Origin of the sequence: Shewanella psychromarinicola (assembly GCF_003855155.1) — a bacterium.
Classification (GTDB): Bacteria; Pseudomonadota; Gammaproteobacteria; order Enterobacterales; family Shewanellaceae; genus Shewanella; species Shewanella psychromarinicola.
The window spans coordinates 399,763-422,299 of record NZ_CP034073.1 but is presented as its reverse complement, the minus strand read 5'-3'; the positions used below and the strand labels follow the sequence as shown (position 1 = coordinate 422,299).

The following is a 22,537-nucleotide window of genomic DNA, read 5'->3' as shown; positions in this document are numbered from 1 at the left end:
CAATAAAAAAACCAGCTGTTAACAGCTGGTTTTTTTACATCATTTTGGCAAGGCCAAATTAATGATTACTATTATTAGTGCTTACGACGACGTAATGCAGCTAATGGTAGTAATAGTGCCGTTAACCAACCCATAGAACCACCAGAAGATTGCTCTACTTCCTCGTTGATATTAATGGTTGCTGTACCCGGTGCACTTGTCATTTCACCGTCTGATGCGGTTACGGTAAACGTGAAGGTGTCATCACCAACTGGAGCAGTAAACAGAATTGATGGACCACCGTTGGTAAAGCTAACACTCTTACCACCAGTTTGAACCCAATTATAAGTTAAAGCATCACCATCGATGTCTTTACCATTTGCTTTTGCTGTTACTACGAATCCACCAGCGCTATTCATTCCTGAAGGCGCAACCGTTGGAGCATCATTAACGTTATTTACCGTAATAACAACTTGTGTAGGCGTGCTCAAATTCCCTTCTTCATCAGTTGATGTATAAGAGAATGTATCCGTGCCAGTAAAGTCTGCTGTTGGTGTATAAGTGAATGCACCATCTGCTGCTAAGGTGAGTTCACCATTAGTCACTTCATCAACAAGAACAACAGTGTCTAATTGTCCAACAGGAGACACATCGATTAAGCGTTGAGCCTTAGCTGTCATGCCATCACCGGTTACTTGAGTACGAGCGACCTTTTGGTCTGGCTTAGTATCATTATCTAATACATTACCTTCCATAGAAGTATCTTCATCAAGTGAAGGGGCGTCAGCTTGGCCGAAGCTAAACTCAGTAACCATTGCTTTATAAGCAAGCTCAACACTACCTGCAGTAGTTGATCTTACTTCAACCCAGTCATCATTGGTAACAGATGTGCCTACACCGTTAAAGTAATGAGTTGTACCTATGCTACCACTGATGTTTTCAGCGCCAATGGTTACGTTAGCTGGCATACCAGGAATATCGAAGTAGTTAAACGTGACTTCTTCAGTATCGCCCGTTTTTAACCACACGCTGAAGCTGTATTTATCTCCAGAAGCATCGTTCCAAAGTTGCGCATCATTCCATTCAACAACTAAGAATGAAGCTGTTCCAGTGCTCACGACACCAAGAGATATTGCTCCACCACCAGTATCGCCAACTGTACCATCACTTAAATCAAAATCTGACCAGAATGGTGCAAGGATATTATTTGGATTTGAGCTATCAGGTAGTTCTTTATTAGCATAAGTGCCTGCTGTTGAACTATTACCAGGAATGACTATGCCGTTATCCGAAATAGTAATTGCGGTATAAGTTTGTCCATTGTATTTAAATGCCGGTACGTTAAATACAAATGAAGTTTCATCACAACCGTCTAAACAAGCAGGTGTTTGACTTAAGCCAAGAGCGGTAATATTAGGATATGTACCTGTGCCACTAGTCGTGACCATTTCAGGTAAGTCCATTGAACCAACCCAAGTGACTACGCCAGTTTTTTCATCAACAGATAGACCATTTTGCGAGGCGCCGTTCAGGACCACAGATACATCATCTTTTGATGTAAGCTTAGTGCCTTTAGGAGTCGTAGCCGTCAGAGTTACCGTGTTTTCAAACATAGTGTTATTCACAACAGATTTTATTGTGAAAGGATCAGCAACAGAAATATCAGTGTCAGTTGTAAACGCTGAGATTAATGATGAATCACTTGACTCTTTAGCGAGTACCGCCAATGGAAGATGAGCATTCTGCTTACCTTCAGTGCTAGAGATCATGACATTACCGAATATCCACTCACCATATTCACTGAATGTTGAATCAACAGTGACGGTGAAGGTTGCAGATGCACCGGCTTCAAGTTCAAGCGTTGTTGGTGAAATCATTAGGCCTGCAGCATCAGAACTTGCAGAAAGTGCCCAAGATGATTTTTCATCACTTTTATTGTAAACCGTACGAGTAAATGTACAGATACCTACACACGAGTCAGCAGCGATAGAAGGCTTATCAAACGTTAATACTGCTTTTGCTGCTGCATCGAGATCCATACGACCTGCACCCATGGCAAAAGGTGTTGCCGGTGTAGATGCGTCGTCATCTAAAATCCCATCTATTTTAGATGTTGATGTCAGCGCTGTTTTAATATCAATTGCTGACCATGTAGGATGTAGTTGACTTAAAAGTGCAGCAGCACCTGCAACATGTGGGCTAGCCATACTCGTACCAGTAATCATATTAAAGTCTTCTCCACCGTCATCAGGTGAGAAAGCCGATAAAATGTTAGTTCCTGGAGCCGCTAGATCAGGCTTAAGAATGTTCTCATTGCCATTTGGACCACGAGAGCTAGACTGATTGATTGTATCGGCAAGACCACTAACCATAATACGCTTAATTTCAGCGCCAATAGTACCTTGAGTCGCACTGTCTCCCATTGAATCTAGAATCGCCATGCCGTCATCTTGGGAAATCATAACTGATGGGAAGGTAATACCCGGTACTGACATTGGGATAGGTGCACCAGTACGGTTGTTATAAACAACAACGGCAGTTGCGCCAGCAGCTTCAGCGTTAGTCACTTTGTCACTAAAGTTACAAATGCCACGTGAAATTAGTGCAATACCATCTTTAAATGAGTCTGCAGCAAATACATCACAACCTTCAGCGTTTTCAGCATCAATATTAAATGCAGCAATAACTGGTCCAGAGATGTCCATATCAATGATGGTATCTGATCCAGGAATCGCTAATAAATCATCACCACCAGTATTAAAGCTGTTAGCAAAGTAACGGCCTGTCGTGCTGTTAGCAACTGTAATACCTGACTCAATACAACCAGGGCAACCTACCGTTTTAGGGGCGCTACCATCATTGCCAGCGGCACTTACAACCACAACACCTGCAGCTTCTGCAGCTTCAAACATTGTTTTGTATGGGCTACTTGAAGGATCTGCGCCAGCGCCACCACCCCATGAATTGTTAATAACATCAGCGCCATCATTAACGGCATGTTCTAATGCTTCCATCAGCATGATGTTAGAACCACTGCCACCACTACAGTCTTCTGTAGAATAAAGTGCTTTGTATGCCATTAAATACGCGGCTGGAGCGACGCCCGATAATGTAACGTCAATGCCTTTAAATGTTGTTTCTACTTTATTACCAACAGCAGTACCTGCAACGTGAGTTCCGTGACCACCAAACCCTAATGGGCTCATGTATTCATCTGCACATACAGGGAATGTAGGCTGTGACCAACGTGCAACAATGAGTTTATCGTTACAAAATGAACTATCCACAGTTGAGCAGTAGTCATCAGTTGGCATCATAGCTGTAGGAGCGGCAAAACCTTCTCCTGAGAACATTGGGTTTTCAGGACGAATACCACCATCAATAATGGCAACACGAATACCTTTACCAGCATTTTCCATGCCCTCAACAGCATTCCACATCGCTTCGCTGTTAATTATTTCATGTGAAGCATCCATGTTAGTGCTGTACATAGCTTCAGGATAGACAGATATAACCCCTGGAATAGCCATAATCTGTTCAACGGTTAATCCTTGACCAACAATAGTTACACCGTTAAATAATGTCTTAAATTGACGCTCAACTTTAGCATTTGAAGCAACCTTTGAAAGGGCTTTTGTAAATGCAGCTTGTTCGGCCTTCAGATGAGATGCATAGCTTTTAACTGGAGCTGATTGAATGTCTAGTTTGCTGTTTTTGTCTTTAACCGCTGTTGAGACTAAAGTGGAAATTCCACCTTGATATTTTGCAATTGCAGGCGACGCTAATTCGACAATATAACGTTGAGGAGCTACGACGCTGTTATATTTGACCACTGGTTTGTTGTTTTTTTCAGCTGACAGAAGTTCAATGCCTGCTTGGTTAGAGCTATATTGTGTATTCGCATAAGTAGCACTTGATATCAGTGCAGCTGAAATGGCTAGGGCTAATTTTGTCTTCACAACTTCTTCCTTGTTTTTAGACATCACTCAATGTGGGGGGTGGGGTATCGCTGTAACACGATGAATATTCAGTGATGATGTTTAGATTATTTTCGCTTTTGTGTTGCACTCTGTGGCGCATCGGAAGTATTTGTAGCACAAAAAAATAACAAAAGTAATACCAAAACCCAATAATGCAGTAAATAGTTGTTAACATATGTGTGTAAATTTGTGATGTAGGTCTGATACTGATTTGTGAGGTTTGACAATTATTGGAGGGGGTGTGGTGCTGGAGGACAGTAAAGCCCTCCATAGTCTATGGCTTTACTGATCTTACGATGGGATTTTGTAAGCTAATAAGTGTTTCGGTTGACTGGATTTCATCAATAGATTGAATACGATTAATCAATACATGCTGCAATCCATCGATAGATTGGCACATTACCTTTACAAATACCGAGTAATTTCCGGTGGTGTAATAGGCTTCCACTACTTCTTCTAATTCATTTAGCTTGGCAATCGCAGCTGGATAATCGCCAGCACTCTTTAAATTGATGCCGATAAAGCAGCAAACATCATAACCGAGTGCCTTTGGATTGACGGTGATTTGTGCGCCAGTAATAATGCCAGCTTGTTTCATTTTTTCAACGCGAACATGAATCGTTCCTGCACTGACATTAAAACGTTTTGCCAGTTCCGCAAAAGGTGTTCTGGCGTCTTGCATAAGTGCGGTAAGAATCCGATTGTCTAATTCGTCACGTTGAAATGAGCTATCCACGGTATTAAGCCTTACAAACCATTAATTGGCCATAAATTTACGACTTTCAATGCACAATAGCTACTAAAATTCGCATGGGTATTAACAATGTTTAATTTTACTATTGATCTGCCGTAGGGGCCATGAACGTGACGGCGGATTCAAAATGCATTGCTTGTTGTGAGTAAGGGTGAGTGATTGATAATGCTGCCGCATGCAGAAGTAGTCGAGGTGATAATCTTTTTGCTAAAGGATCGGCATAAAATCCATCACCAAGGATCGGGTGGCCTAATGCCATCATGTGGACGCGAAGTTGATGTGAACGTCCAGTAATAGGAGTGAGTTTCACTAGTGTTGATTTAGCGCCATAGCTTACGACTTCAACTAACGTCACAGAAGCCTTACCAATAGTATGGTCAACTTTTTGTTTGGGTCTATTGGGCCAATCGCAAATCAGAGGCAGATTGACTTGAGTAATATTAGGCTTCATATGGCCAGCAACGCGAGCAAAATAGGTTTTGGCAGTTTCTCTATCCCGAAATTGACGTTTTAATTCACGCTCAGCATTGCGCCGAAGTGCGACGACAATGACCCCTGAGGTTGCCATGTCTAACCTGTGCACAATGTGGGCATTAGGATGTTGTGCTAAAACACGAGAATAAATACTGTCATGGTAAATGGCTTCCCTTCCTGGAACCGATAGCAGTCCTGAGGGCTTATTTGCGACAAGAATATCTTTGTCTTGATATACAATATCTAGCCATGGAGTGGTTGGAGGGTTGTAAATGAAATCGTCCATAGTTGTTCTCGTGATTCAATTCGCGGCAGAGAGACCGTTAGGGCTTATGATGTGTAAGCATTGAATTATATACTACTGATAAGGCGAAAGCGTCGATTTAAGAGAATGCATGGCCGTTGACGTGCATGATGGTGAATGTCCACACTACGAACGCGAGCGGAATATGCACCAATGCATAAAAACATTGATCAAGACGACTCATGCCTTTTGCTAGCCAAATTAAATGCAGGTGCGCGCCTATGACTGCGGGAAATAGCACCAGCAGTGGATAGAGTGAAAACGGACTAGCATCGACAAAAATGGCGTGACTAGTCAGTGCCCAAACCACCATAAAAGCGGTAGTCATTGGCGGCATTGCAACGCGATATTGATCTGGGTAAGGGAACATCCCATGTCCTTAAAGTCATCTATTGTGGCAAGTTAGCCTTTTATTTCTTTTTTGCTCTGAATCACTTTCCGATGCACTATCGAGTAGTGGCGTAATCCAGCCGGTCCATGGGATACAATAACAGATAATAGAATAATAAAGATGACTAATTCCGATTTACATTCGCTTAGTTGAATAAACAATCCTAACAGTATAACTTTTAGTAAGGTTAACACTCCTTTGAGTTGAATTAGCCACCGCCAATCTCTAATGATCTCCCAACTCACTAATAATACGCCAGATGTGATTGCGATAAGCCAATAATTAAACCACAGAGATAGTTCAAGATTGAAGATCATGCCACCACCACTGCCCACGACCCCAATAATATGTAAAGCCCTGAGTGAGGTTTTACTTATTCGTTCAATCCAAAATCGAAGGCTTGATACAGGCAAATCTTTTTTATGATTCATAGTTTCGCTAGAGTATTAACATTACGCTAACATTAACAATTTCAATGCATAAAAACAGTGATATGAGCAGCAGTTCTTTCCAATATCAGTGTCATTACTCATTTTATTCAGTCTTGATAGCATTAACTCTCCGCAGAGGATGGCTTTTGTGGTGTGTTCTTGCCAACGGCATACCTCTTTAGATCGGCGCTAGTTTAATCATTGCAAATAGAGTGAACTGAGAATAGGTTGATGAACCAATGGTCCACATCCGTGCTGGCTTTTTTAGTGTCCGGTTGTGTCATGGGGATAGCCAATGCGGCGCCAGAAAACGGGGGCTGAGTTTTATCCTAAATGGCTGACATGATGTGAGCTGTTTGTGGCGCGAATCGGTTAGTTGGTAATGCCATTTATGATATTGCGATCTTTGGACGTATTGCAGGTGAACAAGCGGTTATGTTTGCTAAAGAGCATTAAGTATCATCCGTTACCTCCAGTCGGAAAAAGCGTTGCGGTTAGATATTGCAATGACAGACGCGATCCAATCCAATCGATAGGCTTTTTCATTGGCGTTAATCACGCAAACAATATCGCCGCGTTATTATTGTCGGTGCTATCCATAAGGGGTAATGTGGATCACAATTTCATCTTTATCCACTGTGATATTGACGACAATAACCGTTAATTCACATACAATTAACCCCTGTTTTGAGCGCGACTATTGCGGTAAATTGTTATAAACGATCGCGGTAGCGCCATTAACGCATTTGGAACCTTATGAGAATTGGATTTTTTAGCGCAAAGCCTTATGACATTCGTCACTTTAATAGTATTAACGACACCTTTAATCTTGATATTGAATACTTTGATTATCGACTTTGCATGCAAAACGTAAAATTAGCCGAAGGCTATGAAGTCGTGTGCGCATTCGTCAACGACTCCTTATGCGAAGAGGTATTAGTTGAGCTTGCAAAAGGGGGTACAAAAATAATCGCCATGCGTTGTGCGGGGTTTAATAATGTCGACTTAGTGGCAGCAGAGCGCTTAGGGATGAAAGTGGTCAATGTGCCTGCTTATTCACCTGAATCAGTCGCTGAGCATTCAGTGGCCCTGATGTTGACATTAAACCGTAAAATTCATAAAGCTTATCAACGTACTCGTGACGCTAACTTTGCCTTATCGGGTTTAGTTGGTTTTAATATGTTTGGCAAAACAGTTGGAGTCATAGGCACGGGCAAAATTGGCTTAGCCACCATTAAAATATTATTAGGCTTTGGCTGTAAAGTGATTGCCCATGATCCATACCCTAATCAAGTCATAGTCGACCTTGGTGTTGAATATGTTGATTTAGATACGCTGTACCCACAATGCGACATTATCAGTTTGCATTGCCCGTTAACCAAAGATAACCATCATTTACTTAACAAAGTCAGTTTTAGTCAAATGAAGCCAGGCGTGATGGTGATTAATACCAGTCGAGGCGGCTTATTGGATGCACTTGACGCGATGGAAGCGTTAAAGGATGGCCAGATTGGTTCATTAGGGCTTGATGTATATGAAAATGAAAAAGGCCTGTTTTTCGAAGATAAATCAAATGAAATCATTCAAGATGATATCTTCCGTCGCTTATCTGCTTGTCATAATGTGATCTTTACTGGCCACCAAGCCTTTTTAACGGAAGAAGCTCTCAACGCGATTGCTTCAACAACATTAACCAATGTGACTCAGTTGACGGCTGGGCAAGTTTGTAATAACGAGCTGTTTTAATTTGTTCGAGTTAACTGAAATGGCTGTGAATACATAGGCAATTTTAACATTTAGCAGCCATAATCAGTATTAGGGATAGTGTAAAATAACTGGAATATTATGATTACAACCACTGAAATTCACGATATTAAAACCGCCACAGGCCTAATGCGCACTACGCTTTATCGCCCGGATACTAAAGGCCAATTCGCGACAATTATTTTCTACTCAGAAATATTCCAGCAAACTGCGCCGATAGCCCGTTCTGCCACAATTATGGCTGGGCATGGTTTTGTGGTGCTGGTACCAGAAGTCTTTCATGAGCTCAATCCTATTGGGACGGTACTGGCTTATGATGAAGCCGGAAAAGATAAGGGTAATCAAGATAAGTGGGCTAAACCCTTAGAGCAACATGACAGCGACACCCAAGCACTAGTCGATTTTGCCCGAGCTCAGTCATTTTGCAGTGACAAAGTGGGCGCGATGGGGGTCTGTCTTGGCGGCCATTTGGCTTATCGTACGGCATTAAATCCAGACATCAGTGGCGCTTTTTGTTTGTACCCAACCGATATCCACTCAAACACCTTACCTTGTGCAGTCGGTAATGATTCACTCACCCGTACCGATGACATCAAAGGCGAATTAGTGATGGTCTTTGGTAAACAAGATCCCCATGTCAGTAAAGAAGGCCGTAAGCTTATTTACCAAAAACTTGAACAGGTGAATGCAAACTTTACTTGGCTTGAAGTCAATGCCCAGCATGCTTTTATGCGCGATGAAGGTGAACGTTTTGATGCCGCTTTAGCCTTGCAAATGTACTTACAAGCCGTGGCGTTTTTTCATCGAGTATTAAACTAGTCTTATTGCATGTCTGCGTTGAGCTTAAGTACACATATAGCCAAGCCACTTCAACATGCTCGTTTCAGAGCTCCCGTAGGATAACGGAACAAGGCAGTGATTGAACACAATGGCGTCGCTCTGTTTAAGATCACTATTTCTAGGTGCTAGGTCGCTTCGCTGCTAGATGCTATAAAATCTTATAGCAAGAGCCTAGATCGCTGCGCTGCTAGGACGCTTCGCGGCTAGATGCTATAAAATCTTAGCAGCGAAGCTGTCCCATCCCTGAGCGCAGCGTTCGCTTGTTATCGCTTGCTATCTTGTCTGAAACAGCCCGAACCTAGCCGGCCGAAGGTCGCTCTAGCAGCCGTAGGCGCGCTATTCCTAGAACCTTGAATTTTGTCACTTCTCGACATGTTGGATCTAGCATATCGAGGTCGTTTGGGTATAGATCATCAAGTGGCGGCCTCGGGATTACTTAAGCCATTTGGCCCGGTTCGCATTAATCTTTGCTTTGGTTTTGTTGCTTGTTGAAAACGTATTAGCCGTTCGAGGTTCGGGCAATTTAATCACTGCTTTTTGGAGCATTAAGCTATTAGGGTAAGTCATTACATCGCCGACATCGCGTTTGATCAATACGTGAAACAAACTTATTTCGACGTAAGCGGTCAATTAAGCGGTGGAGCCCGATATCATCAAGCTTTTAGATCGGCATGCCAAGGTAATAAATCACTTAAATCAGCAAATTTATCCCGTTGTGGCAGTTCCGTGAAAAGTTTTTGGAAGTAAAAGTACGGGTTAATATCGTTGGCACGGCAAGTCATCACCAAGCTATAAAGTGCAGCACTGGCTTTTGCACCATTTACCGATTGGCAGAACATCCAGTTTTTCCGCCCCGTCGTAAACGGCCTGATATCGCGTTCAGTGACATTATTATCAATGCCTAATTCACCTGATTCAAGGTAACGCCTCAGTTTTTCCCACTGATTCAATGTGTACTTGATTGCTACCCCAATTTTACTTTTGGGCAGGACTGTTTTCTCGCTTTTTTCTAACCATTCATGCAACGATGTTAAGATTGGCTCAGCCTTTTCCTGCCGGAGTGATTTTCGCTTATCGGGCGGTAATGTTTTTGCCCGCTTTTCTATTGCATACAGTTTTTGAATATAATTGATACCGACTGTTGCTTTGCCGGTTTTCTTCGGTTGCACCGCTAAGGCATCGTGGAATTTGCGTCTGGCGTGTGCCCAGCACCCGACTGGCATTATTCCTTCTATATTGTCGTAAACACTGTAACCATCACATTGTAAATATCCGGCATAATCTGCTAGAAATGCTTCTGGGCAACTGCGTGCACGACTCGGTTGATAATCATAAATAACAACAGGGTTATCGCTAAATTCATTGCTGCGATAGACCCACATATAGGATTTAGTTGCTGCTTTTCTATCTGGTTCATCCAATACTTGCACCGTTGTTTCATCTGCGCACAGCGTTGATTGAGCGAGTAGATTAGCTTTCATCGCAGCAATTAACGGCCTAACTAATTCGGCACTGGCTATGCACCAATTGGCCAGTGTAGCGCGGCTAATATTTAAACCGCCACGGGCAAATATGTCGGTTAACCGATAAAGCGGTAGGGCATCACAGTATTTGGCGGTCACCACAGCCGCAAGCGCTTCAGGGCTGGCGATACTCTGGGGGATCGGCTGTGCAGGCTTAGGCGCGGTAATGACAGAGGTACTGGTTGATGTTGTTTCACATTCACGGCAAGCATACTTGGTTTGCCTGTGCTTAATGACGCTGATCTTCTCTGGAATAATGTTGACTTGTTCGCTTTCTTGCACACCGCATTCACGCATCACATGACCACAGCAATCGCACATAGGGCTGTCAAGAGTATAAGATCTTTCTTCACGTTCAAGGTGCTCAGGTAATCGTTTTCGACCCGTTTTACCTTGTTGTTTATTTTCATTTTTATTTGTGGATTGATCCTGCTCAGCTTCATTGAATGTGCCTTTCGGCATTTTCTCACTGCGTTGACCAAACTGCTTATTGCGGTTGAGTTGCAATTGTTCCAAAGCGATATTAAGGCGGTTTTCCAAGTCTTTATTTTTAGCATTGAGCACCTGATTTTCATGCTGCAACATTGCCAGCATTTTTTTTAGTTGTTCAATATTATCAGGCTGTTCAGTTGTCATTAATTAGCGTTCAAGACCAATAGATAGCGCTAGTTTGCCTGCTGTATTTGATCATGCAACCGCTATTTAGCGATCCAGTGATGATCACCTCACTGTCAGGCCATTTAAGGGTTTATGCCCATGGGATACTTCTAACGATAAGCCTGATAGTAACCAATTTAGCTGATGCTGGTTGATTGTCAGCGCGTCTTGTTCGTCGTTAGCGCCAGGCCACTTAAAGCGACCTTTTTCTAGCCGCCGATAGTAAAGCCAAAAACCATTAGTATCCCAAAATAAAATCTTAATTTTGTCCCGGTGGCGATTACAAAAAATAAACCAGGCTTGATTCAACGGATCCATTTCCAATACATCACTGACGATTAAAGATAAGCCATCAATGGCTTTACGCATGTCGGTATGGCCGGTAACAAGATAAATCTGCTTATGTGGTGTCATGCTGATAGCACGCGTAAAAATTGTTGTAATTTGCTTGGCGCTAATGAGGCTGGAAAAGAAAACAGATAGCCGTTGGGCAATGCCAGCGTGAGTGGCTGGTCAGGTTTAATTTCAAGAAAAATCAGCGGCACCACTTTTTGCTTAGTTGATGACGAATGCGGGTTAAGTTTTTTAGTCCACGCATAAAATGTAGATAGGGTTAAGTCATTGGTTTTACAAAATTCAGCTTTGGTTAATTTACTTTCAGTTTGCTGCTGAAAAATGCGTTGCCAGTATTGTATTTTATCGTTTTTTGACATGATTATTTTCCTAGATTTAGTTAGGAAATAATCATGTCACATTTGAAGATTATTGGTATGTGCGGTTAATTGAGCGCTTACATTTCGACAATAATGCCACTCATATTTTCTTCTTTATCGACTATTTTTATTCGATCGCCGATACGGTAAGGAAACGCAAAAAAGATCAATACGCCAGCGGTGATATTGCTCAATATCGACCATTGGGCAAATAGGGCCACGCCTAATACTGCAAAGGCCGACGACACAAAGAGCGATACCTCTTGATAACCTAAACCCAGTGACACCGCCATGATCGACAAGGTCACAAAAAATAATAAATACGAAATTAAACGAGAAATGAGCCGACTACGAACTTCGCTGACTTGTTTCTTTTCTGCTTGCAGATGGATCCATTTGTTGAGCTGACGTTGGGCAACAAAGAACACTGCCAAATAAACAATGATCATCAATAAATGATTAAGCATGTCGATTTCCTATCTGGTTATGGTGATTAAAATGGAGTGGCGAAGGCACAATTTCGCCGCCACGTCCTAGTGCGTTCTGGGGTATAATAAGGTTTTAAAGTAGAAAAATCTTGCTGCCATGTATACCCGTTCCACCTGAAAATGCAGGATTCAGCTGGAATTATAAACGCTTTTAGGCAAGGCATTGATTGAAGAGAATAGTTATTCTATTGTCGAAATCAATAACGTAGCATAAAGCGTTTATAAACCAGCCCTTTGGGGAAACCTGAGCAAAACATACTCATCGTTACATTTGTTTTTAAGGGAACAACCCTTAACAAAAAAATGTGCCTTGATTATGATTCGCTCAGGTTTCCTGAAACGAGCATCTTCAAGTGGAACGGGTATATAGGCAAGACTCCTCACAGAGTGAAGTATGTCTGATTATAAAGTATTGCACGTCGACGGTGATAGATTGGGTGATTTTTGTGTACTCGATGATGGTGACTATCGGGTGTTGTCATTTGGTGATAATGATGAACAAAGTAAAATGGATAAGAGTCAACCTCATGTACCGCAACATACTTATGTTCAGGCCATGTTGGCTGTGCTGTTATTCTCACAACCCAAAAGTGTGATTATTTTAGGTCTAGGGGGTGGGGCATTAGTGCATTCACTCAGGCATTTTGATGCGGCGATTAAAATTACCGCGGTTGAATTGCGCCAACAAGTGATTGAAGTCGCTAAGCGTTTTTTTCAGCTGCCATTGAGTAAAAAACTCACTGTCGTGCATCAAGATGCTTATGTGTTTTTAGCCCAAGCAGATCACAAAAAAGTCGATGTGATTTTTGCCGATATCTACAGTGACAAAGGTGTCGATAAGCAACAACTGACCAGCCAATTTATTGAGCAAACAAAATCGCTACTTAAAACCGATGGTTTTTTAGTGTTAAATTGTTGGAAAGAGCACAGCCGAGATTTACAATTGCGTGACACTCTTCATGAGCATTTTAACCAGGTCTTTGCCTGTTTAACCGGCGGTGGAAATTGGGTGGTGTTTGCCACCAATAAAGCCAATTGTTTTGCTGCCGCCAATAATAAGCAAGAGCTGCAAGCGCTTTCACAAAAGCTCGATATCAATATTAGCCGAGTGCTAACTCGATTCGGCCCCTGGGAATAAGTCTCACCTGAAAATATCATTAATCGACATTATTAACCGACTATCGCCCTATGACGTTAGTCGGTTTTGACGATTAATATATCTCGCCCAAGATATGCTCTCAAAACATATGCTTTCAAAAAAATAGTCTAATGCAAAAAACCGATTAAGGTGATAGTTTTTATTCGTTATACTTAATGATTCTCCATCGCTATTATGGCTACATCAGATGACGAGCACAGTTTGCTTATCATCACCGAAACCATATTGGTATCGGGTTTAATGTAAATCTAAATGGAGCATGACATGACACAATCTATCATCAATAGCACTATCAAACCTTTTAAAGCTACAGCATTTCATAATGGTGCTTTCGTTGACGTTACAGAGCAAGATTTATTAGGCAAGTGGGCGGTAGTGTTTTTCTACCCAGCTGACTTCACATTCGTTTGTCCAACTGAATTAGGCGACATGGCTGATCATTATGAGCAGCTACAAGCTATGGGCGTTGAAGTGTATTCAGTATCAACTGACACCCATTTTACTCACAAAGCTTGGCATTCAAGTTCAGACACCATTGGCAAAATTACTTATCCAATGATCGGTGACCCAACAGGCGCTATCACTCGTAACTTCGGTGTAATGATTGAAGACGATGGTTTAGCACTACGTGGTACTTTTGTCATCAACCCAGAAGGCGAAGTGAAAGTAGCTGAAATTCATGACCTAGGTATTGGCCGTAGCGCTGCAGAACTGCTTCGTAAAATTCAAGCCGCACAGTATGTTGCTACTCATGATGGCGAAGTATGTCCAGCTAAATGGCAGCCAGGCGAAGCAACATTAGCTCCTTCAATTGATCTTGTCGGTAAAATCTAACTGCTCAGTTCACCCTTAGGTTAGTAATATCATCTCCAGCTAGTCGGTGTTCCCCCGGCACTGACTAGCACTTTTTAATTCATCGATTATTGCCCATTTTTAGGAGTTGTTATGTTAGATGCGAATGTAAAAAGTCAACTGAAAACCTATCTGCAAAACCTCAAGCGCCCAGTTGAACTTGTCGTATCTGCAGATGACTCAAACAAAGCACAAGAATTAACCAGCTTAGCCCAAGATATTGTTGACTCAGCGGATTTAGTCTCAGTCACTTATCAGCAAGGTAAGCGTACACCGAGCATGAGCGTGATCAACCCGCAAGCTGCAACCAATATTACCTTTGCAGGATTGCCAATGGGCCATGAATTTACTTCATTGGTGCTAGCGTTATTACACAGCGGCGGACATCCTATTAAGTTGGATGCGGAGATCATTGAACAAATCCGTATGCTACCTGGTGAATATCATTTTGAAACCTATGTTTCGTTAAGTTGCCAAACTTGTCCTGAAGTGATCCAAGCACTCAATATGATGGCAGCAATTAACCCCAATATTACTAACGTGATGATTGACGGAGCGCTTTTCCAACAGGAAGTGAGCGATCGCAATATCATGTCGGTTCCATCAGTATTTTTAAACGGCGAAGCCTTCTCTGTCGGCGCGATTAGCATCGTTGAAGTACTAAACAAGTTAGATAAAAATGCCGCAGGCAGACAAGCAGAGCAACTTAATCAAAAATCAGTCTTTGACATGTTAGTCGTAGGCGGTGGCCCTGCTGGTGCAGCAGCGGCAATTTACTCTGCTCGTAAAGGCTTAAATACCGGCATAGTTGCTGATAAATTTGGTGGTCAAGTCGCCGAAACCGTCGGTATTGAAAACTTTATTTCAGTGTCTAAAACCGAAGGCCCTAAACTGGTGGCTAACCTTGAAGCCCATGTTAAGGATTATGATGTCGACATTATGCAAAACCAACGCGCGCTGAGTTTAGCGCAAAACGGTTTGTTTGATGTAACCCTAGAAAGTGGCGCAATCCTAAGCAGTAAAACGATAGTATTGGCTACTGGTGCACGTTGGCGAGAAATGAATGTGCCCGGTGAGAAAGAGTACCGTAATAAAGGCGTAGCCTATTGCCCACACTGTGATGGCCCGTTATATAAAGGTAAGCGTGTTGCGGTGATTGGCGGTGGTAACTCAGGTATTGAAGCGGCTATCGACCTTGCAAACATTGTTGAACACGTTACCGTGCTTGAGTTTGACAGTAAGTTACGTGCCGATGACGTACTGCAGCGTAAAGCCAAATCAATGGGTAATATCAGCATTATTACTCAGGCCATGACCACAGAAGTCAAAGGTGATGGCACTCGCGTAACCAGTTTGATTTACACAGATCGCACTACAGGTGAAAGCAATCAAGTCACATTAGCAGGTATCTTTGTCCAAATTGGCTTAGTACCTAACACCGAGTGGTTAAAAGGGGTGGTTGAAATGACTCCTCGTGGTGAAATCATTGTTGATGGCCGTGGTCAAACATCTATCCCTGGTGTATTTGCCGCAGGTGATGTGACGGATACCCCTTATAAGCAAATTATTATCGCTATGGGAAGTGGTGCATCAGCATCTCTAGGTGCATTTGATTACCTTATCAGACATTCTGAAGAAGTAGAGGTTAAAGCCGCATAGGGTTTTGTTGATTGAGTAATATGAGGTCTTTGTTATCTCAGCCAATAAAAAATAGCCCACATTTACGGGCTATTTTTTTCATGTTTATAGGCCTCAAACGCCGTGATTGAAATCGTTCGAGCCGGTGAACATCGATAAGATTTTGCCGTCGTTGTGATCAAGTACCTGGATTAGCCTTTAAAACCGCAGACGCGACCAAGGCCATTCGTGACGTAATACAAAAGCCAAAAGTCGCGGCTTAATTATCGGTTAGCACCATATATGCGGCCATTAATACATCATCAGAAAATGAGCGCTATGCTCAAGATCCCGGCGCAGTGCTATGCTTTATCCAGCCTAAGATTGACAGTAGTAGTACTATTACTACTATTATTACTAATACTCAATATAACTTCTGCCACAAAGTAGCGTTTTTGGTTGCTGCACATGTTACCAATAACTTGGTATTTTTGGCCGAAGTATAGGGCGGCAAGGACTTGATGGTTGCTAATGAGCAGAGCCATGCAAGCTCACAATTTACAAGCTTATAAATAATCTTGTATAAGCGCTAATATCTAACGGCTAATATCTAACGGCTAATATCAAACTTCAAACTTCAAACTTCAAATATCGAACATCAAATATCTGGTTTCTAGCGCAGTAGCATAGATAATACCCGGGGAGAAATCTGTGCGTATTTGTGTTTATTCCTTGCCCCAAAAGTCTTCTGCTCAGCGCTGTTGCTGTTACCCTAGAGAATACAGTTATTATCCATCGACAGTTTCTGGCTATTTGCTGAATTGTTAGCCGTCATTTTTGAATTATTTAGCGTATTATAAAGCCAATTTCTGTCGTTGAAAATTGCCTCCAGCCTGCGTTTGTTTTACTTTACGTAAATTGAATAAATAGACGTTATTTTTTTCAGCCCTATTTTGCTTCTTCGTCACTGCAATGTGAGCTGTTTGGAAAAGGATTATCATGCCAAGCTTGATTAGAATCGTGTTAATTAATACCCACCTACCGGGTATTGTCGAACTGTTATTAAAGGGTCACACCAATATATGTGGTACCAATGCCTCAGGTAAAACAACCTTACAACGCTTGGTGCCGGTATTTTATGGCGAGTATCCAAGCCGTGTGGTGCCGTCAACGCGTGACAGTTTTGAACGTTGGTATTTACCCCATGACTCAAGCTACATTATCTATGAATATCAAAAAGATGACGGTTTACTTTATCAAGCTGTTTTAGCTTCTGCTGGCGATGGTAAAGGGGTCAATTACCGCTTTATTGCGCGAGGATTTGAACTAGAGCATTACATTAAGTCACGTAATGGCGATACTGTTATTTGTCACTCAATGGCTGAGTTAGGTCGCGAAGTAAAACGTGATGGCATTGCTCATACTAACCTATTAAATACCCGAGAGTTCCGCGCGATCATTCAAAACGATCGTAGCTTGTTAAATACCGGCAGTAACCGCAATGAGCTGCGGACTTACGCACGTCAATTTTCGCTGTGTGACGGCGATCATAGCTTGCGTCATATTGAAAAATTAGCCAAAGCCGTGCACTCGAAAGAGGGTAAAATGGAAACGGTTAAATCAATGATCGCCGCCATTTTAGAAGAAGATGGCGTTAATCCACCCACGTCACATCTTAATCCTCAGCATGTTGAAATCTGGATCCGTGAAAGCCAACTGGTGCAAGGGTTTGAACAAATCCGTCCAGAATACGACAAGCTCGAACAAGAATTTGATCAGCTATTAAGTACCGAATTACGCTTAGCCAGTTTATCCCGCGGCTATCGAAGTGATGAAACCCTTGAAGCTGAGCGTCAAGAAGGCAACCAATCTCATGGCAAAGAATTAAACCTCAAGTTACGTTTATTAGATGAAGAGTGGAAAGAGGTTCGTGATGAGTTAAACCAAGAGTTATCGGCAGCAAAAGGCGACGCTGGCAAGTTTGAAGATGAACTCAATACTATTGAAGACCAGCATGGCGCTTTTTTAGATGCTGACATTGAACAAGCCAAAGCTGATTTAGATAATCTGCCTAATTGGCGCAGTGATGTTGAAAACCTTAATGAGCGTCATAAATTACAAACCGAAAAACACCAAGATATTGAAGCCGCCTTTAATGCGCGTCGTAGCAAAATAGCTGAACAATTGCATCGTGAACTTGAAGTGTTACATCTTGAACAAGACACTCAACGTGAAGCGCGAGATAAGCAGCGCGAGCTTGCTAATGACTATCTTGCTAAGTTAGAACTGCAATGGCGTGAGCAAACCGATGCGGGTAAAGCTAAGTTTAGCGAACAAGAATATCAACTCAAATTAACGGCAGCAGAGTTGAAACATCAAGTGGCTGGGGTTACCTACACTGAAGATGAAAAAATGCGCTTAGCAATTTTCGATGAGCGCATTAGTTTAGCCGATGAAGAACAAGAAACCTGTAACCAAAAAGTCGACCGCTTAACCACAGAAGAACGTAAACAACGGGCCAAACGCGACCAAGCCAACGAAGCACTGCGCATCTCCAGTATTCGCGTCAGTGATAGAGAAAATGCCAAAGAAGAACTGCACCATATGTTGTTCCCGCAGTCGCATACCTTGTTGGAGTTTTTGCGCAAAGAAGCCCACGGTTGGGAGCACACCTTTGGTAAAGTTATCGCGCCAGAGCTGTTACATCGTAGTGACCTACACCCAAGTTTAACCAAAGACAGCAGTGAAGCGCTATTTGGGGTCAATCTCGATCTTAAAGCCATTGATGTGCCAGAGTACGCTGCCACAGAGCAAGACTTACGTATTCGCCTAGCCAAGGCTGAAGAAGCACTGCAAAGTGCAAAAGAAATGCATGCCGAAGCGGAAGATCAACTGGTTGCCATGAATGCGGCACTTGATAGCATCACTCGCGAGCTCACCTTTGCCCGCACGGCCTACAAAAATAGCCGTGAAGACTTACGCCGCCTGTTTGATGAAAAACGCAACGAACAACAAAAAATCAATCAAGCTGTTGCAGATCGTAAAATCGATTCGAACAAAAGATTAGTGCAACTTGATAACGAACTCAAGCTACTTAGCAATCAACATCTTGGTTGGTTAAGTGAGCAAAAAGAGCAGGCGCTTGAAGCGCGAATGGAAAAAAATGCTTATTGGCAAGAGGTTGTCGGCGCCATTGATAATCAATTAGGGCAAATTAAAGCCAATATTGAACAACGCCGTGCGAATGCTAAAACCGAACAAAAAGCCGGTGAAACCTGGTATAAAAATGAGCTTAAGTCTCGTGGTGTTGATGAAGGCACCATTTTGGCGTTGAAAAAACAAATTCGCGATCTTGAAGCCAATATTAGTCACGCCGAACAGCGTCGCAGTGATGTACTGCGTTTTGATGATTGGTATCAACATACCTGGCTAGTTCGAAAGCCTAAAGTGCAAACTCAATTAGCCGATGTTAAGCGAGCAACGCTGGAATTGGAGCAACTGCTAAAAGCGAAAACGACTGAAATCAAACACCGTCGTGACAGCTTAGAAACCGAACGTAAAGCCTGTGATGCCGCCCAAGTTGAGGCGTCTGAAAATCTCACCAAGCTGCGTGCGGTAATGCGCAAGTTAGCTGAGCTCAAATTACCCGCCAATAATGATGACGCTACTGGCAGTATTGGTGAACGTTTACGCCAAGGCGAGGATTTATTGCTAAAACGTGATTACTTAATGGGCTCTGTGAAACAGTATGTTGATCACTTTGACTCGGTCATTGCCAGTAAATCAGGCTCAAGTTTAGCGGAGTTTTGGGAACGTGCCCGTGATGAGTCTAGTTTTGTCAACGACAAAGGTATTCGCCTGCTCGACTACCGTAAGTTGGTACCCCAACTCGGACAATTATTGAATGTAATGGTGCCACAGTCATTAAGGACTATCCGCGATCAAGGGCGTAACTTCGGTATTAGTCTTGCTGCTTTTTATGATGTATTAACGGATATCGATCGCCGTATTGCCAGCCAAAGTGCGCGTATTACCCGTGAAGTGGGTGAAGAATTGTTCCTTGATGGGATCTCTGAATCGGCGGTACGCATTCGCTCACGTATTAGTGAACTTGAGTTTTGGCCTGAACTTGAAGTGTTTGTTAAAGCCTTTAAAGCGTGGAAAGCAGATGGTTTTAGCCAACTACCGGACGAGCACTACACTAACTCAATGCGCCGTGCGTTAGAGATTATTGGCCGCGCAGCGTTAACCGGCGGCATTGCTAAACTGTTAGAAATTGAATTGCGTTTAAAAGAAGGTAACAGCGACTTAATTATTCGCACCGATCGCCAATTAAACGAGTCGTCTAGCCACGGTATGGCATACTTGATTTTATGTAAATTCTTATTGGCGTTTACTCGTTTATTGCGTGGCAAAGCCAATGTGACCATTCATTGGCCAATCGATGAGTTAGGGACTTTGCATCACACCAACGTGAAAAAAATCTTCGATGCCTGTGAAAACAATAACATCAGTGTATTGGGTGCGTTCCCTAACCCAGAGTCCGAAGTGCTAAACCTGTTTGCCAACCGTTACATCATTAATAAACAAACTAAAAAACTGCAAGTAGTTAAACCCAAAGCCAACCCATTAGCTGCGCGTTTGTCGCAGCGTAGCGCGAATGCTGACAGAACTCGCATTGAAATGAACAGTACTGACACCAATAGTGCCGACACTGCCAAGGAGCACATCTAATGTCTGAATCGACTGAAACTACCTTAGTAGGGACGGGTGCGTTAATAGAACAATTATTACGAGGTGAATTTATTTGCCGAGTAACCAATGAAGATGGCTGGCGTGCGCTTAAAAACAATAGTACTCGTGACCGAGTGGAAACCTACCTTAACCAAATTAATCGTACCATTGGCAGTGCTGGCGAAGGTGAGGTATTTTTTTGCGGCTATTTGCAGTTAGGAGAGGCTGAGCGCAAAGTTATTTCATCGCAATTTAAAGACATTTGCTCAGGACTTATTCCCTTAGTGGAATGGCTAGTATTAGTGCAAGAAGCCAGTGGCCAAGATGCACCGCTGAGCGAAGGCGCGCCTATTCGCTTAACCGATTTACAAGCGCGTATCGAGGATACGCCAGCCTTTAGAGAGCAGTTAACTAAATTGAGCCATTATCGTTTATTTGGCTCAATAAGCACTAACGTTGATGGTCAAATTAAATTGGTGTTTAAACGGTTAGTGGAGCTAGGTTATTTAACCAAACCCAATAGTGAAAAGCAGATTTATATTGCCACTGGCAAGTTAGATTATTTATACGAAGTGATCCGCTTTATTGATGAAACAGAAGGCTTAAGTCTTGAATCTCAGGCCGAAACCTCGACCCAAAGGGAGTTAATATGAGCAGCAACTTACACCAAGCTGGGGTAAAGCTGCTCAAACAACTCGGGCGGCATGCCGATGTCATCATGGACGCATATTTAGCGGGATCGATTAATGACACCGCTCATGATGCAAATGTTATCGATAAACTGAAAAAAAATGGCATTTTATGGCGCCCAGAACCCGATCAAGAACTGCGCTTAAAGCGTTCGGTGCGGGCATTATTAGAAGAAGCCTTAAGCGATGAACGTAATCGGCAGATTGATGCCAACGTTGGCTCAGCACTGGCGACAATAAAAACCTTAGCCGATCATTATAAAGAAGCCCGCCGTGATGTGGATTTCAGTGCTGCGGAAGCCTATTTAGCTGATTTAAATGAACATGTGTACAGCTTTACCGACAGTCTACGTTATTCGATCCGGGTCTTGTGGAGTCGAATTAACAACGAATTTGGTTATGTTGGCACCATTACTGCGAAAATCCGTGAAAACGAATTAGCCCAAAGCCAAGTTTCAGAGTTGCTAAACGGCTTAGAGATGTTTCAATTTAGCGAGTTAGGCGAAATCGCTGGTGATATTCGCGAACTGCGCCGCTTACTGATGATCAGTTTGCAAGAAACCTTAAGCCAATGCACCCAAGAGTTGAGTATTGTCCAAGCGAGATTGTATGAGTTACTTGGGCGATTTAGGCAAATACAAGGGCGCACACTATTACTAAAAGGCTGGTTACTACACACCAGCATGCATCCTGATTACCAACCCGAAAACCATGTGGTTCATAAAGCTGTTCCGGTTTTATTTAATTGTGCTGAAGCGCTCATAGCCCCTGCTAGTGTTGATGTTGCTAATCCACATCATGAACTTGAAATGATGAGTTTGGTGGCACAAGTTAAAGCCATTCGCCGTGACGCCTTGCCCGCCGAGCTGCGTGAACACAATGTTACCTTTGAGATGGGCGACAGTGAGGATTTTGATATCCCAGAAAACCCACTTAAAATAGCCGTAGATGAATATTTCTGTGAAGTGATTGATTCAGGATTACGTCAATCAGCCTTAAGTTATTTGACTGAAAAACAACTCGAATGGGACGCCGAAAGCTGGCTGTATCAAGTTATTGGTGGTTATGACGGTTTAGCTGAAGAGCATAAAAATTATTTTGAGCTCGAACCCATAGGTAATCCCGATCCTGTGTATAACGGTAACTTCATTATTCATGATGTTGAACTTTGGCTAGCATAACTAAAAG

The 22,537-nt window shown here is 42.6% G+C and carries 16 protein-coding genes and 2 pseudogenes; 8 read left to right on the top strand and 10 right to left on the bottom strand.

The genetic code is table 11. The features are described 5' to 3' along the window. Positions 1-74 precede the first annotated feature (74 nt). The 5 genes from EGC80_RS01720 to EGC80_RS01700 form a co-directional block, all read right to left on the bottom strand. Positions 75-3,938, bottom strand: a complete 3,864-nt coding sequence (locus tag EGC80_RS01720) for a S8 family serine peptidase (protein ID WP_124693450.1) — start codon at positions 3,936-3,938, stop codon at positions 75-77. 295 nt (positions 3,939-4,233) lie between these two features. Further along, complete coding sequence (gene asnC / locus EGC80_RS01715; RefSeq protein WP_101032928.1) at positions 4,234-4,695, bottom strand: transcriptional regulator AsnC; 462 nt, start codon at positions 4,693-4,695, stop codon at positions 4,234-4,236. A gap of 100 nt (positions 4,696-4,795) precedes the next feature. Then, entirely contained in the window at positions 4,796-5,473 is a 678-nt protein-coding gene (rluA, locus tag EGC80_RS01710) for a bifunctional tRNA pseudouridine(32) synthase/23S rRNA pseudouridine(746) synthase RluA (protein ID WP_101032927.1), read from the bottom strand. A 97-nt stretch (positions 5,474-5,570) separates the two neighbouring features. Continuing rightward, a complete protein-coding gene (locus EGC80_RS01705; protein WP_124014268.1) occupies positions 5,571-5,861 on the bottom strand; it encodes a hypothetical protein in 291 nt (96 codons plus the stop codon). Between the two features lie 32 nt (positions 5,862-5,893). Then, complete coding sequence (locus tag EGC80_RS01700) at positions 5,894-6,313, bottom strand: hypothetical protein (protein WP_101032925.1); 420 nt, start codon at positions 6,311-6,313, stop codon at positions 5,894-5,896. A gap of 756 nt (positions 6,314-7,069) precedes the next feature. Between EGC80_RS01700 and EGC80_RS01695 the strand changes: the two genes are divergently transcribed. Continuing rightward, on the top strand, positions 7,070-8,059 hold the full coding sequence (locus tag EGC80_RS01695; protein ID WP_101032924.1) for a 2-hydroxyacid dehydrogenase: 990 nt from the start codon (positions 7,070-7,072) through the stop codon (positions 8,057-8,059). 99 nt (positions 8,060-8,158) lie between these two features. Next, a complete protein-coding gene (locus EGC80_RS01690; RefSeq protein WP_101032923.1) occupies positions 8,159-8,896 on the top strand; it encodes a dienelactone hydrolase family protein in 738 nt (245 codons plus the stop codon). A 453-nt stretch (positions 8,897-9,349) separates the two neighbouring features. On the opposite strand, the pseudogene EGC80_RS22610 reads toward EGC80_RS01690, so the two are convergent. From EGC80_RS22610 to EGC80_RS01665, 5 genes and pseudogenes are all read right to left on the bottom strand, one after another. Continuing rightward, a pseudogene (locus EGC80_RS22610) lies at positions 9,350-9,535 on the bottom strand (hypothetical protein); the annotation flags it as partial. Positions 9,536-9,570: 35 nt separating this feature from the next. Beyond that, positions 9,571-11,076: an IS66 family transposase gene (gene tnpC / locus EGC80_RS01680; RefSeq protein ID WP_124011563.1), complete on the bottom strand. Its 1,506-nt coding sequence runs from the start codon at positions 11,074-11,076 to the stop codon at positions 9,571-9,573. 84 nt (positions 11,077-11,160) lie between these two features. Then, positions 11,161-11,511 carry an IS66 family insertion sequence element accessory protein TnpB gene (gene tnpB / locus EGC80_RS01675; protein ID WP_124011564.1) on the bottom strand — a complete coding sequence of 117 codons (351 nt, stop codon included), beginning with the start codon at positions 11,509-11,511 and terminating at the stop codon, positions 11,161-11,163. Continuing rightward, positions 11,508-11,810: an IS66 family insertion sequence element accessory protein TnpA gene (tnpA, locus tag EGC80_RS01670; protein ID WP_124693449.1), complete on the bottom strand. Its 303-nt coding sequence runs from the start codon at positions 11,808-11,810 to the stop codon at positions 11,508-11,510. Before tnpA ends, tnpB begins: the two co-directional genes overlap by 4 nt. 80 nt (positions 11,811-11,890) lie before the next feature. After that, positions 11,891-12,277 (bottom strand): annotated as a pseudogene (locus EGC80_RS01665) (mechanosensitive ion channel domain-containing protein); the annotation flags it as partial. Between the two features lie 415 nt (positions 12,278-12,692). Here EGC80_RS01665 and EGC80_RS01660 point away from each other — a divergent pair. The 6 genes from EGC80_RS01660 (at position 12,693) to EGC80_RS01635 (ending at position 22,530) form a co-directional block, all read left to right on the top strand. Then, positions 12,693-13,436: a spermidine synthase gene (locus tag EGC80_RS01660; RefSeq protein WP_124014134.1), complete on the top strand. Its 744-nt coding sequence runs from the start codon at positions 12,693-12,695 to the stop codon at positions 13,434-13,436. 285 nt (positions 13,437-13,721) lie between these two features. Then, the gene (gene ahpC / locus EGC80_RS01655; protein ID WP_101032920.1) at positions 13,722-14,291 is read left to right on the top strand and encodes an alkyl hydroperoxide reductase subunit C; all 570 of its coding nucleotides are present in this window, start codon (positions 13,722-13,724) and stop codon (positions 14,289-14,291) included. Positions 14,292-14,402: 111 nt separating this feature from the next. After that, complete coding sequence (gene ahpF, locus EGC80_RS01650; protein ID WP_124014135.1) at positions 14,403-15,968, top strand: alkyl hydroperoxide reductase subunit F; 1,566 nt, start codon at positions 14,403-14,405, stop codon at positions 15,966-15,968. Between the two features lie 957 nt (positions 15,969-16,925). Next, positions 16,926-20,660, top strand: a complete 3,735-nt coding sequence (locus EGC80_RS01645) for an ATP-binding protein (protein ID WP_124014136.1) — start codon at positions 16,926-16,928, stop codon at positions 20,658-20,660. Next, positions 20,660-21,313, top strand: a complete 654-nt coding sequence (locus EGC80_RS01640; protein ID WP_124014137.1) for a hypothetical protein — start codon at positions 20,660-20,662, stop codon at positions 21,311-21,313. Before EGC80_RS01645 ends, EGC80_RS01640 begins: the two co-directional genes overlap by 1 nt. Next, on the top strand, positions 21,310-22,530 hold the full coding sequence (locus tag EGC80_RS01635) for a phosphoenolpyruvate carboxylase (protein ID WP_124014138.1): 1,221 nt from the start codon (positions 21,310-21,312) through the stop codon (positions 22,528-22,530). Before EGC80_RS01640 ends, EGC80_RS01635 begins: the two co-directional genes overlap by 4 nt. Positions 22,531-22,537 lie beyond the last annotated feature (7 nt).

Excerpts from the sequence above, each read along its gene's own strand:
- tnpC (WP_124011563.1), bottom strand. The coding sequence starts at position 11,076 with ATGACAACTGAACAGCCTGATAATATTGAACAACTAAAAAAAATGCTG.
- EGC80_RS01645 (WP_124014136.1), top strand. The coding sequence starts at position 16,926 with ATGCCAAGCTTGATTAGAATCGTGTTAATTAATACCCACCTACCGGGT.
- EGC80_RS01705 (WP_124014268.1), bottom strand. The coding sequence starts at position 5,861 with ATGTTCCCTTACCCAGATCAATATCGCGTTGCAATGCCGCCAATGACT.
- rluA (WP_101032927.1), bottom strand. The coding sequence starts at position 5,473 with ATGGACGATTTCATTTACAACCCTCCAACCACTCCATGGCTAGATATT.
- EGC80_RS01700 (WP_101032925.1), bottom strand. The coding sequence starts at position 6,313 with ATGAATCATAAAAAAGATTTGCCTGTATCAAGCCTTCGATTTTGGATT.
- tnpA (WP_124693449.1), bottom strand. The coding sequence starts at position 11,810 with ATGTCAAAAAACGATAAAATACAATACTGGCAACGCATTTTTCAGCAG.
- ahpC (WP_101032920.1), top strand. The coding sequence starts at position 13,722 with ATGACACAATCTATCATCAATAGCACTATCAAACCTTTTAAAGCTACA.
- ahpF (WP_124014135.1), top strand. The coding sequence starts at position 14,403 with ATGTTAGATGCGAATGTAAAAAGTCAACTGAAAACCTATCTGCAAAAC.
- EGC80_RS01640 (WP_124014137.1), top strand. The coding sequence starts at position 20,660 with ATGTCTGAATCGACTGAAACTACCTTAGTAGGGACGGGTGCGTTAATA.
- EGC80_RS01660 (WP_124014134.1), top strand. The coding sequence starts at position 12,693 with ATGTCTGATTATAAAGTATTGCACGTCGACGGTGATAGATTGGGTGAT.
- EGC80_RS01690 (WP_101032923.1), top strand. The coding sequence starts at position 8,159 with ATGATTACAACCACTGAAATTCACGATATTAAAACCGCCACAGGCCTA.
- EGC80_RS01635 (WP_124014138.1), top strand. The coding sequence starts at position 21,310 with ATGAGCAGCAACTTACACCAAGCTGGGGTAAAGCTGCTCAAACAACTC.
- EGC80_RS01695 (WP_101032924.1), top strand. The coding sequence starts at position 7,070 with ATGAGAATTGGATTTTTTAGCGCAAAGCCTTATGACATTCGTCACTTT.
- tnpB (WP_124011564.1), bottom strand. The coding sequence starts at position 11,511 with ATGACACCACATAAGCAGATTTATCTTGTTACCGGCCATACCGACATG.